General features: G+C 69.0%; 13 protein-coding genes, 1 pseudogene and 1 riboswitch. Of the genes and pseudogenes, 5 read left to right on the forward strand and 9 right to left on the reverse strand.

Going from position 1 to position 11,465, the window contains the following annotated elements:
• On the reverse strand, positions 1-1,923 hold a 1,923-nt coding region (locus B1964_RS04790; RefSeq protein WP_079929054.1), incomplete at its 3' end, for a helicase-associated domain-containing protein.
• Positions 1,924-1,960: 37 nt separating this feature from the next.
• Positions 1,961-4,444 (reverse strand): protein kinase, encoded by a 2,484-nt coding sequence (locus tag B1964_RS04795; RefSeq protein ID WP_079929055.1) that lies wholly within the window; start codon positions 4,442-4,444, stop codon positions 1,961-1,963.
• Between the two features lie 181 nt (positions 4,445-4,625).
• Between B1964_RS04795 and B1964_RS04800 the strand changes: the two genes are divergently transcribed.
• From B1964_RS04800 to B1964_RS04815, 4 genes are read left to right on the forward strand one after another with little or no spacing between them, the layout of a single operon-like run.
• Positions 4,626-4,829 carry a hypothetical protein gene (locus B1964_RS04800; RefSeq protein WP_014361282.1) on the forward strand — a complete coding sequence of 68 codons (204 nt, stop codon included), beginning with the start codon at positions 4,626-4,628 and terminating at the stop codon, positions 4,827-4,829.
• Between the two features lie 13 nt (positions 4,830-4,842).
• Positions 4,843-5,379 (forward strand): cyclic pyranopterin monophosphate synthase MoaC, encoded by a 537-nt coding sequence (gene moaC / locus B1964_RS04805; protein WP_014361281.1) that lies wholly within the window; start codon positions 4,843-4,845, stop codon positions 5,377-5,379.
• Positions 5,376-5,855, forward strand: a complete 480-nt coding sequence (locus tag B1964_RS04810) for a molybdenum cofactor synthesis domain-containing protein (RefSeq protein WP_006367761.1) — start codon at positions 5,376-5,378, stop codon at positions 5,853-5,855. Before moaC ends, B1964_RS04810 begins: the two co-directional genes overlap by 4 nt.
• Before the next feature lie 52 nt (positions 5,856-5,907).
• A complete protein-coding gene (locus B1964_RS04815; RefSeq protein WP_020170208.1) occupies positions 5,908-6,357 on the forward strand; it encodes a molybdenum cofactor biosynthesis protein MoaE in 450 nt (149 codons plus the stop codon).
• A gap of 133 nt (positions 6,358-6,490) precedes the next feature.
• Here the strand turns inward: B1964_RS04815 and B1964_RS04820 are convergent, their stop codons facing one another.
• From B1964_RS04820 to B1964_RS04840, 5 genes are all read right to left on the reverse strand, one after another.
• On the reverse strand, positions 6,491-7,102 hold the full coding sequence (locus B1964_RS04820; protein WP_014361278.1) for a transglycosylase family protein: 612 nt from the start codon (positions 7,100-7,102) through the stop codon (positions 6,491-6,493).
• A 7-nt stretch (positions 7,103-7,109) separates the two neighbouring features.
• Positions 7,110-7,284: riboswitch (cyclic di-AMP (ydaO/yuaA leader) on the reverse strand.
• 261 nt (positions 7,285-7,545) lie between these two features.
• Positions 7,546-7,794, reverse strand: a complete 249-nt coding sequence (locus B1964_RS04825; protein WP_079929056.1) for a MoaD/ThiS family protein — start codon at positions 7,792-7,794, stop codon at positions 7,546-7,548.
• 4 nt (positions 7,795-7,798) lie between these two features.
• Entirely contained in the window at positions 7,799-8,914 is a 1,116-nt protein-coding gene (gene moaA / locus B1964_RS04830) for a GTP 3',8-cyclase MoaA (RefSeq protein WP_079929057.1), read from the reverse strand.
• Positions 8,911-9,489 (reverse strand): flavin reductase family protein, encoded by a 579-nt coding sequence (locus B1964_RS04835; protein WP_020170212.1) that lies wholly within the window; start codon positions 9,487-9,489, stop codon positions 8,911-8,913. Before B1964_RS04835 ends, moaA begins: the two co-directional genes overlap by 4 nt.
• 31 nt (positions 9,490-9,520) lie before the next feature.
• Complete coding sequence (locus B1964_RS04840) at positions 9,521-9,742, reverse strand: hypothetical protein (RefSeq protein WP_079929058.1); 222 nt, start codon at positions 9,740-9,742, stop codon at positions 9,521-9,523.
• Between the two features lie 274 nt (positions 9,743-10,016).
• On the opposite strand from B1964_RS04840, the gene B1964_RS31405 reads away from it, so the two are divergent.
• Positions 10,017-10,430 carry a cold-shock protein gene (locus B1964_RS31405; protein ID WP_006367768.1) on the forward strand — a complete coding sequence of 138 codons (414 nt, stop codon included), beginning with the start codon at positions 10,017-10,019 and terminating at the stop codon, positions 10,428-10,430.
• Between the two features lie 22 nt (positions 10,431-10,452).
• Here B1964_RS31405 and B1964_RS04850 read toward each other — a convergent pair whose 3' ends face one another.
• Both B1964_RS04850 and B1964_RS04855 read right to left on the reverse strand, forming a co-directional pair.
• Positions 10,453-10,980 carry a DUF2771 family protein gene (locus B1964_RS04850; protein WP_006367769.1) on the reverse strand — a complete coding sequence of 176 codons (528 nt, stop codon included), beginning with the start codon at positions 10,978-10,980 and terminating at the stop codon, positions 10,453-10,455.
• 3 nt (positions 10,981-10,983) lie between these two features.
• Positions 10,984-11,465, reverse strand: a pseudogene (locus B1964_RS04855) (MFS transporter); the annotation flags it as partial.

Here is an 11,465-nt window from a genome sequence, read left to right on the forward strand (position 1 = left end):
GACGAGCTCACCCGCCGAATCCTCACCGGCCGGGGCGAATCCGGCGGCGCGCAGAACGTCGAGCACATCACGGATCTCGCTGGGCGACACCGCAACCGTGGGTGCCAGCGCGCGGAGCGCCAGACGTTCGGTGGCATCACTGCGCAACACCGCCGCCAGGGTCGCGGCATCCTCGCACCGGATGAACGACGAGGCGATCCCGACCCGGAGCGCACCGTGTCGGCGCGCCACGTCCTCGATCAGGTAGGTCAGCGACTGCGGCACCGGTGTGCGGGAATGCGTGGTGAACATGGTGATCAGTTCACTGCTGGACCGGCCGGCATCGAGCGCACGGCGCACACTGTCCTCGCTGATCCGGTACACCGATGCGGCGCCGCCGGATTCGAGGTCGGCCACCAGCTCCACCTGTTCGGCGAGTTCGGCGGTCATCGGTCCGGGCACGGTGATCGTTAGATCGGCCTGGGTGAGGAAATGATCGACCGGCGCCGGCAGCGCCTTGCGCATGGCGGCGAGCACCGCCGAATCGTCGTCGGCGGGATCGGCGTCGAGCACCGCCCGCCCGACCGTGGTCAACGCGTGATGCCCGACGACGCCGACCGCGCGCGCCTCGTCGAGCGTCGCACCGACCACCCGCGAGGTGAGACGACGCATCTGGTGCGGGTGATCCCAGCCGAGGGTGGCCACGAGCCCGGCGACCGACACCGGTGTCGCCGGCGCCGTCCGCCGCAGCGCGGTGAGGATGGTGCGACGCACGGTCGGGGCGTGGGAGTCGTAGATCTCGGCCGAGAGCGCCGGGATCGTGGTGCCGTCGCGGTCCGGCTCGCCGACCTGCCAGGCGTTGCGCGGCATCGTCAGCCAGGCCTCGAGCAGGGTGTGCCACTGGCGTTCCGGAGGCTGGTGCAGCCAGGTGTCCGACGTCGTCGTCGGGGCGAAGGCGTGCTCGCCGGTGTCGCCGGCCGGTGGGGGATCGGGAAATCCGGAGTCGATCAATCGTGCGTGACCGAGGAGCTCGACGATCAGTGCGAGCCGGGGCTGATCGAGGCCGGTGGTCTTGCTCAGGCGGCGTAACTCCCGCACGCCGAGGGCCCCCGACCGCAGGATCGCCGCCGGCGCCGACCCCAGTGCGCGGAGCACCGTGGTGGCGTGCCGGATCAGTTCCAGCGCCTCGCCACCACCTGCGGCGTCGATGTCGCGGGCCGAGAACCGGCGCGGCGCCGAGGAATCGTCGGGTACCGGACGCTCGAGGGTGTCGGTGCGCAGAGCCGGTTCACCCCGCAGCAACTGCCCCGATTGTGCAGGGAGCTCGACGGTCTGGTGATCGATCCGCGCGAGCAGACCGTCGGCGATCAGGCGTGCGACCGGCGATTGCGGGTCGGCGTCGGGTGCCGCGTCGCGGCTGCGACCCAGCGCCGGGCCCCGGGAGAGCGCCGCGAGTAGTTCGCGCTGCCGCTCGTCGAGGGCGTCGAGACGCGACCGCAGGTCCTCGGGTGTCACGTGTGCGAGCGGGCCCGTCAGGTGCAGCCCGCGCCACGGCAGCGCCGAAGTCGCATTGCCGGCGACGTGCAGGGCGTCGTCGGGGCCCCAGATCAGGGCGAGCCGACGCAGATGGGCGATGCGCTCGAGGATGTCGTCGTGCCCGGCGCGATCGGACAGCGCGTCGAGCACCGACGACGCCGACACCGTCGCCGCAGCCGGTGGGCCCGCGGAGATGATCACCTCGAGCACGGCGATGTCGAGCAGGTCGAGACGCTCGCCCGCCAGCGCGACCGACGCCGCGGAGAGCGCACGTTGCGCGAGAACGCGGCTGCCCTGCGGGGGCGGGGAGGCGAGGTCGGGACGCAGTGCGAACAGATCCGCCAATTGATCGTCGGTGCGCGAGATCAGGTCGCCGGCAAGCCCGTCGGCCCGATCATCGGAACTCATTCGGCCGATTCTACCGAGCGCGCCACGCGACCCCTTCTCACGCGGGCAGGTTCAGCAGCGCCGGGGTCGACACTTCCTTGTCGTCGCCGCTGTCGCCGTTGCCGACCTGGCCCGCGGAGTTGCGGCCCCAACAGTAGATCGAGGTCTCGTTGACGACCGCGCAGGTCGTGCCCAGCACGGTCTCGACGGCGGAGACGGTTCCCGACAGGGCGGTGATCTGGGTCGGCGAGGTGGTCGCCGACCCGGAGCCGATGCCGAGTTGCTGTCCCTCGTTGTCTCCCCAGCAGAACAACTTGCCCTGCGACACCGCGCAGGTCGAACCCCAACCGGTGTTGATCTGGGTGACCCCGGTCAGCCCGACGACCGGCGTCGGGGTGTGCTGGGCGTTCTTGGTGCCGTCGCCGATCTGGCCGTACCGGTTGTCGCCCCAGCAGTAGGCCTTGCCCGACGCCGACGCGCACACGGTGATGTATTGGTTCGGGTCATCGGTGACGCCATAGGTGCCGACCGAGATGGAGTCGGCGTCGGTGACGGCGACCTTCTGCGGGGTGTTGGCCCGCGTGGTGGCCCCGGTGCCGAGTTGGCCGCTGTCGTTGTTGCCCCAACAGTAGACGGCGTCGGCGATGGCGCAGGTGGTGCCCTGTGCGGTGGCGACGCCGGTGACGGTGCCGCTCAGTCCGGTCACCTCGGTGGGGGTTGAGGTCTTGTCGGTGACCGAGTCCACGCCGACCTGCCCGTCGTCGTTGTTGCCCCAGCAGTACAGCTTGCCGCCCGCGATGGCGCAGGTGCTGCCGAAACCGGTGGCGATCGCCGTCACCGTGCCGGACAGCCCGGTCACCGGTGTCGGCGTCTGGGCGTCGGAGGTGGTGCCGGTGCCGAGCTGGCCGTAGCCGTTGTCGCCCCAGCAGTAGGCCTGACCTCCCGAGACCGCGCACGTGCTGGTCTTGAAGTCCTTGTCGGTGTCGACGTACCCACCCAACGAGACCGCGGTCACGGTGGGAAGATCGACCTTGACCGGGGTGGGCGACGCGGTGGTGCCGCCGTTGGCGAGCTGATTGTCGTAATTGGCTCCCCAGCAATACAACTGCTTGGCCGAGATGCCGCAGCTGGAGTTGCCGTAGACAGCGAGCACCGTGGGATGTCCACTGGCCGTTGGCTGGTCGTCATCACCGCGGAAAGCGCCTGCGGCGAAGGCGATGCCGAGTCCGACGACGAGCAGGACGACCACGGCGGCGGCCGCCAGGGAGACGATCAGGCCGGTGCGCTTCTTCTTCGGGGCCGCCGGTGTGGAGAGCGGATAGCCGCCACCGATGAGGTGCGGCGGCGTTCCCGGCGGAAACGTCGGGGGTATGCCGCCGGCCGCTGCGGGCGCGCCGAACGGTGCCGATTGATACGGCGAATTCGGTTGCGAGGGTGGGTTGTTGGCGACCGTCGGGCCAGCCGGCGCGTAGCCGCCGGGCATCGCGGACGGTATCTGGCCGGGGTAGGACGGATTCTGGTTGGGTACCGAGGGGTTTGGATGCGAGGGATTCGGATGCGACGGCGGCGGCGTCGCATAGGACGGCGGCGGCGTCGGCTGCGACGGTGGCACGGTCGGCTGGGAGTACGGGCGGTTCGCCCCGACGAAAGGTCCTGCCGCCGGGTTCGACTGGTGCGATGGCGGTGTGGGGTTGCCCCGCCCCTCGAATGCTTGACCCCGGCCCTCGAATGCCTGACGCAGCGCCGTCGAGAACGACCGGCAGTCGGGGTAGCGGTCGGCGGGATTCTTCGACAGTGCCTTCGCGATCACCGGATCGAGGGTGCCGAGATCGGGGCGTAGCGAGCTGATCGGTGGGATCTGTTTGGTCAGATGCGCCATGACCAGTGCCGAAGGCGTGGTGGTGGTGAACGGGGCCTGCCCGGTCAGGAGCTGGAAGAGGGTGCACGCCAACGAATACTGATCCGAGGAGGCTGATGCGTCGTGACCCTCGATCACCTCGGGGGCACAGTAGGCCAGCGTGCCGATGAAGGCACTCGTCGCGGTCAGTGACGTCGAGTTGACGAGTTTGGCGATGCCGAAGTCCAGCACGGTGACCCGGGCGATCTGACCGTGTTCGTCCCGGCTGACGAAGATGTTGGCCGGTTTGACGTCACGGTGGATGATGTTGCGCCGGTGGGCGTAGTCGAGGGCGTCGGCGACACGGGTGGTCACCTCGATCACGTCCGACGGGGAGATCGCGCCGTGGGTGAGGTCGGCGCCCTCGAGGTAGTTCATGGTGAACCACGGGGTGCCGTCGGTGTTGATGCCGTACTGGTGGATCGAGATGATGCTGGGGTGATCGAGCGCCGCGGTGGTGCGCGCCTCGTTGGTGAAGCGCCGCTGGAAATCGGGGTCGTGCGCACCGGCCAGCGAGATGACCTTCAGGGCCTCCCGCCGCAGCAACTGCGGGTTCTCGACGAGGTACACCTCACCCATCCCGCCCGAACCCAGCAGGGACACCACCTTGTAGCCGGCGACCTGCGAACCTGGACTCAGAGGCACGATTCTTCCTTCGATCGGGGGTGGACCGCTGGCCTGTGACCTTACCCAACGTGCTCTGAGATCGGCCTTCGTATCATTCGAACGATGGGCCCACGACGCGGACGTCGGTGATGAGACGACGCGGGCGTCGGGGACCAAACGGTGAGCGCACCGCGTGCCGCGGAGCACGCCGTGGCACAATATGCGCGTGGCTGAGAGCAATTCGAAGAAGCACTACGTGGACAACGGCTGGCCGAAGGCCTCCGACGGCGACGGTCCCGAGCACGCGGTCTCGGAGTTCGCGGCCGCGCTGCCCGGCGCGTTGTCGCCGTTCGGCGAGGTGGAGTTCCCGCTGCCGGCCGACGAGGTCAACTACATCAACCCCAAGACGGTCATCAACCGCTGAGCGCGGTGACCGAGTGAGTGCGGTGCCCGATCCGCAGTCGTCTGCCCGGTTGTCCCACGTCGACGACTCGGGTACGGCCCGCATGGTCGATGTGGGGGACAAGTCGGTCACCCAGCGCCGCGCCGTTGCCGGCGGCACATTTCGCACCAGCACCACCGTCATCGACCTGCTGACCTCGTCGTCATTGCCGAAGGGTGACGTCCTCGCCACCGCGCGGATCGCCGGGATCATGGCGGCCAAACGCACCGATTCGCTCATTCCTCTCTGCCATCAGCTTGCGCTGTCGTCGGTCGACGTCGACTTCACGATCGGCACCGATCACATCGACGTGACGGCTGCGGTCACCACCGCGGGCCGGACCGGCGTGGAGATGGAAGCACTGACCGCGGTGGCGGTGGCCGGACTCACGCTGCACGACATGGTCAAGGCCGTCGACCGTCACGCACGCATGGACGGAATCCGGCTCCTCGAGAAGTCCGGCGGACGGTCCGGTGACTGGCACCGAGGAGACGAGCGCGGGCCACACGCGGACCCCGGGATGCAACCATGAGCACGCAGCGCATCGCGCGGATCGTCGTCGCCTCCACCCGGGCCTCCCGTGGTGCCTATCCCGATCGCACGGGCCCGATCATCGCCGAGTGGCTCACCGACCACGGGTTCACCGTCGACGAGCTCGACGTCGTCGCCGACGGCCCACCGGTGGGTGATGCGATCCGGGCCGCGATCTACGCCGACGTCGACCTCGTCCTCACCACCGGCGGGACCGGGCTCGCACCGACCGACCGGACCCCCGAACAGACGCGACTGCTGCTCGACATCGAGATCCCCGGTCTCGCCGACGCCATCCGCACCGCGGGTCTGCCGCAGGTGCCGACCGCGGTCCTCTCCCGTGGCACCGCCGGGGTCGCCGGCACGACGCTGGTGGTCAATCTGCCCGGCTCGACCGGCGGTGTGCGCGACGGCCTTTCGGTCCTCGCCACCGTCCTCGACCACGCTCTCGACCAAATCCGCGGCGGCGACCACTGATGAACTCGTGTCACCGATTGAATGGTTGTCACCGTTTGAATGGTTGTCACCGATGACCGCCGGCAACCCGGTGGTGGTCGTGCACACGGCGGTGAGCGTCGACCCGATCGCACTCGCCGACCACGAGGCCCGCGTCGTCGCGGCTGCCGATGGACATGCCGGCGCGGTCGTCGGGTTCGTCGGCGCGGTCCGCGACCACGACGGCGGCCGCACGGTGACGAGTCTGTCGTATTCGGCGCACCCGGACGCCCCGCGCGTGCTCACCGAGGTGGTCACCGAGATCTGTGCGGCCGCCGACGGCGTCCGGGCGGTCGCGGTCTCCCATCGGGTGGGTGACCTGTCGGTCGGCGACGTCGCCTTCGTCGTCGCCGTGGCCGCCGATCACCGCGCCGAGGCGTTCGCGTTGTGCGCGCGACTCGTCGACGAGGTCAAGGCGCGCATACCGGTGTGGAAACACCAGTTCTTCGGCGACGGAACCGACGAGTGGGTCGGGTCGGCCTGATCACGGGCATCACCTGATACAGGTCACCACCTGACACCGGCCACAACCGACACACCCCCCGACAATTGGAAAAGGGCCCCGCACGGCGTCGAGCAACGTGCGGGGCCCTTCGTCAGGGCTGAACCGATCGGGTTCAGGGGAGCGGGACGAGTCCCTTGTTCTCGTTGAACAGGCGCAGCTGATCCGGGGTGAGCTGGTAGCCGCTGTCCTTGGCGGCCTTGAGCAGGTTCTGCACCTCGGGGCTGACGCCGGCCTGGCTGACCTGATCGATCGCCTGGTCGGTGCTGGTGGCGTTCGGGGTGTTCGCGAGACCCTTGGCGGGCGCCTGGGGCGCATCCGGACGCGGGGTGTCGGCCGGGGCGGTCCGCGGGGTGGCCCCCGACAACCCGGTGCCGCAGACCGGCCATGCGCCCTTGCCCTGGGTGGCCAGGACTCGCTCGGCGACGGTGATCTGCTGCTCCTTGGAGGCCTGGTCGGCGCTCGGCGCGAACTGGGTGCCACCGTTGGCGGCCCACGTGCTCGGGCTGAACTGGAGTCCACCCTGGTAGCCGTTGCCGGTGTTGATGGCCCAGTTGCCACCGGACTCGCACTGGGCGACCTGATCCCACTCGGAATCGGAGGCGGCATGTGCCGAGCCGGTGCCCAGCAGGGCCGCGCCGCCGCCGAGAACGGCTCCGGTCAGCGCGATCTTCGCGAAGGTCTTGGTTGCGGTGGTGGTCGACGGCTTGCGGTGACGTCCGGACATAAGTCGAATAACCTCTCTCCACGCGCCTGCGAGGTCAGCTGTCGGGTTCGAGCGAGAGGTGCTCGGTCACGATCGCCGTGCGGCGACCGGACTTAACCCCAAGGGCGTCTGTCGACGTCCGTTCTTCCTTGCGGAAAAGGGTGGGTCCCCCGTCCTCGTTCCAAGATGTGTGCTCGTCATTCCACCGGAGGAACGAGGCTCGGCGCGACCGGTGGAAATCTTGGTGTGTTGTTTGCTGTGCTGTGACCTTCTGTGAAGGACGCTTCGTACAGTACGACGTCTGAGAGCGGGAATCACCCCGTCCTGACAACCCATTTTCGGCGTGCCGGTGGGTCTTTGGGCCCTGTTTCGGTGTCCGTGCAGTTCACGGGCGTGACGCCCGGTTCGTGTCCATCTCGTTATTGACTCGTTATGTGATCAAGTTCACAAGTGAGCCGGGTGTGTCAACCCCCGGCGAACGGGGGGAGAACGTCGATCGTGTGCGTCGGACCGAGGCGCCGCGTGCGGTCGCACAGCGCGATCTCGTCGCGCAGATACGAACACCGCTTCAACACCCGCGCCAACTCCGGATTATCGGCTGCCAGAATGTGTTCGAGCTCACCGAGGGTGATGTCCTCGGCGATGTCGCGCACGTCGGATTCGGTCTTCGCGGCCGCGGAGGCGGCGGCGAAATAACGGATCGTCACACGCATCCGCTCAGCCCCCGATCGCCGACATCGGACGGTCCGGCTGCCGGAATCCCGCGGTGTTGACCGCGTGCCCGGCGCGCTTGGCCCAGGTGTTCTCCCGCCACAATTGCGCGATCCGACGATCGACGTCGAGCTCGTCGTCACCACCGCCCCGCAGCACGGGCATCAGCGAGGTCTCGGCGTCGGCGAACAAGCAGTTGCGCAGCGCCCCGTCCGCGGTCAGCCGGGTCCGGTCACAGTCACCGCAGAACGGGCGCGTCACCGACGCGATCACGCCGACGCGGGCAGGTACTCCACGGGCGTCGGTGTGGCCATCGACGAGGAAGGTCTCCGCAGGCGCACCTCCACGCGGCACGGTGTCGGGACGCAACCGGAGATGCGCCGACAGCACGTCGAGGATTTCCGTCGCGGTGACCATCCGCGACCGATCCCACCGATGTCCGGCGTCGAGCGGCATCTGCTCGATGATCCGCAGCTGATATCCGGCGTCCAGGCAGAACCGGGCGAGGTCGACCAGTCCGGCCAGGTCCCGACGATCGGGGACGACCGCGTTCACCTTGATCGGATACAACCCCGCGCGACGGGCGGCGTCGAGGCCGGCGAGGACGTCGGGCAGCCGATCACGTCGGGTGATCTCGGCGAACCGGGCGGGATCGACGGTGTCCAGCGAGACATTGATGCGCGTCAGCCCGGCCTCGACGAGACCGGCGGCACGGCGCCTCAACCCGAGGCCGTTGGTCGTCATCGCGATCTCCGGGCGCTGCGGCAGCGAGGTGACGGCAGCGATGATGTCCTCGAGGTCGCGGCGCAGCAGCGGCTCGCCTCCGGTGAACCGGACGGTGCGGATGCCGAGGTCGGCGACGGCTATCCGCAGCACCCGGATGAACTCGGCGGTGGTCATCACCGACTCGGTCGGCAACCAGTCGAGGCCCTCGGCGGGCATGCAGTAGTCGCAGCGCAGATTGCAGCGGTCGGTCACCGACACCCGCAGATCGGTGGCCACCCGGCCGAAGGTGTCGCGCAGCGGCCCGGACGTGGGTGCGGTCGACGCCCCGGACCGCGCCTCGTCCGCCGCGTGCCGTAGCACCGACGGCAGCGGCAGGCCGAGATCGACGACGGTCATCGGCGCGCGGGATCGTCGTCGGGAATCCGTGCCTGTAGAGCACGAAAGGTGCTGGCGTGGAACACGAGTGGCTCGACATCCGGGTCGGCGTCGAGACGCCGGATGCGCAGCAGCACCAGCAGGTGATCGCCGGCGGGGATCTCACTCTCGATCGTGCACGACAGGTGAGCGGCCGCACCCGGGATGAACAGGGCTCCGTCGTCGGAACCGAGCGGCTCGATACCGTCGAACCGTCGCGGTGCCGGACCGGCGAGCTGACGGCACAACTGTGCCTGGTCGTGGGCGAACACGCTGACACCGACGGTGCCGGCGTCACGCAACCGCGGCCACGTCGTCGAGGTGTTCTGCACGCACACGCTCACCAGCGGCGGATCCAGCGACACCGACGTGAACGCACTCGCGGCCATCCCGACCAGTTCCGGGCCGGTTGAGTCTGTGGGCTCGGAGGACTCCTGGGACTCGGGCGCGCCACGATGGCAGCAGACCGCGACCACGCCCGACGGAAAACAGCTGTACGCCCGCTTCAGCGCACCCTCGTCCGATGCCGGCGCGAGAGCGGCGTGGGTGGCGATCACCGAGGGTCGATCGACAGAAGCCGACACACGATCACCGGGCCCCGCGGCCCGACCGCAACGCGTAGACGACGCCCAGCAAGAAGCCCAGCGGGGCGCACATTGTCAACAGATACACCGCGGTCGGAGCGGTCTCGCCGTGATCGGCCACCGGGGTGACGAACAACGCGATGATCGCGAGCACCCCGATCACGAACACCACGCCGGCCACCTGCAGCAGTCGCGACGGGGGCGACTCGCCGGCTCCCGGCGTCAGCGAGCGACGATCGCCGTGTGCCTTCGGCCCGCTCGCTTCGCTCCCGGCGCCGGCGCCGTGCTTCCTCTCCATGGTTTCCACGGTAGAGCACCCGGGGTGACGATGACGGTGTCGTGCCCGGTCAGCGCGCGGCTCACGCTGCCTCGAGAAACCGTTTTGCCCATTGGCTAGACTGGCATCACCAGGCGCCTTGCTCATTGTCGTGGGTCAGGGCGCCCTTTCATGTGGTGGATCGACCGCATGAAACAACGACGTTCGAGTGAAGGTGAGCACAGTGCCGAGCGGCAAGGTGAAGTGGTACGACGCCGAGAAGGGCTTCGGTTTTCTCGCACAAGAGGGCGGCGAGGACGTGTACGTGCGTTCGTCGGCGTTGCCCGACGGCGTCGAGGCGCTCAAGCCCGGCCAGCGGGTGGAGTTCGGGATGGCCGCGGGGCGTCGGGGCCCGCAGGCATTGACGGTCACCGTGCTCGAACCCGCGCCAAGCGTCACCAAGAACACCCGTGAAGCCGCGCGCAAAGAGGTCAAGCGGCACAGCCCCGACGAACTGCATGGCATGGTCGCCGACCTCATCACCCTTCTCGAGGGCAAGGTGCAGCCGGATCTGCGCAAGGGTCGCTACCCGGATCGTAAGACCGCACAACGCATTTCCGAGGTCGTGCGCGCCGTCGCCCGCGAGCTCGACAGCTAGGGCATGTCTCCCAAGCTCACCCTCACTTGGGCGGCGCGGTGTCGGCGGCGATCAGTCCGCGCGCGATGTCGGTCGACCCGTCCGGGTTGGTCGCCACCGCAGATGCCGCGGTGATCGTCACGCCGAGCAGCACCCGGTCCGGGCGCGACCGCAGGGCGACCGTGTAGGTGGTGTTCGACGCCTGCGGTGATTCTTCTTCCACCAGGCCCTGCGGGGTCCAGTAGAGGGTCGTGAGATTCCACGGAGCCTTGGCGACCGTCTCCGAGACCGACAGCAGCGCCGTCGAGTTCAGGGGGATCGGCACCCGCGGGGTCGTGCGCTGAGGCTGATCCCGCGGCGGGGTGCACTCGCGCACGAACACGTCACACCACCGCGCCGGCTGCACCGTGTGGAGGTCGCCGCCGACGGCGAGCTGGATGTACGCGTCATCCTTGTGCTCGCCGGTGTTGCCGGCCACCAGGATGCCGACACCTGCCGCGACGACGACCACGAACGCGACGGCCACTGCGGCGATGATCGCGATCGCCTTCTTCTCACCGGGGTTGACCACGCTCTAGTGATATCCCATCCGCTTGGTGGGTTGAGCACCCGGTCCGGAAGCATCGCGGGACGACGGACCCCGCGCCGGGCCTGCCGGTCGGTGCGGTCGGGTGGGCGCCGACGCCGGATCCGCGGGGCGGCCTCCCGGATGGCCGTCCGGGCGATCCGGACGGACCGCGGCATGTCGCTGCGTCGGATGGCTGTAGGCCGGTGTACCGAGATCGGCGAACGACATGGTCGGCTCGGCATGCTCGGGACGCTCACCACCGAGGCCGGGGACCAGGGAACGTCCGCGGTCGGTGAGCACCGTCTGCGCGAGTCCGAGCCCCAGCAACACCGAGACGACGGTGAACCCCACCCACAGCGTCGTCGGCAACAGCACGCCGAGAGCGGCACCGAGTACCCAGCACAGCTGCAGCACCGTCTCCGATCGCCCGAACGCCGATGCCCGTGACTGCTCGGGCAGATCGTCCTGGATCGACGAATCGAGGCACC

Source organism: Gordonia sp. i37 (assembly GCF_002043085.1).
GTDB classification, from domain to species: Bacteria; Actinomycetota; Actinomycetes; order Mycobacteriales; family Mycobacteriaceae; genus Gordonia; species Gordonia polyisoprenivorans.

Coding starts and splice junctions, on each gene's coding strand:
- B1964_RS04800 (WP_014361282.1), top strand. CDS start 4,626: ATGCGCGTGGCTGAGAGCAATTCGAAGAAGCACTACGTGGACAACGGC.
- B1964_RS04810 (WP_006367761.1), top strand. CDS start 5,376: ATGAGCACGCAGCGCATCGCGCGGATCGTCGTCGCCTCCACCCGGGCC.
- B1964_RS04815 (WP_020170208.1), top strand. CDS start 5,908: ATGACCGCCGGCAACCCGGTGGTGGTCGTGCACACGGCGGTGAGCGTC.
- B1964_RS04820 (WP_014361278.1), bottom strand. CDS start 7,102: ATGTCCGGACGTCACCGCAAGCCGTCGACCACCACCGCAACCAAGACC.
- B1964_RS04825 (WP_079929056.1), bottom strand. CDS start 7,794: ATGCGTGTGACGATCCGTTATTTCGCCGCCGCCTCCGCGGCCGCGAAG.
- moaA (WP_079929057.1), bottom strand. CDS start 8,914: ATGACCGTCGTCGATCTCGGCCTGCCGCTGCCGTCGGTGCTACGGCAC.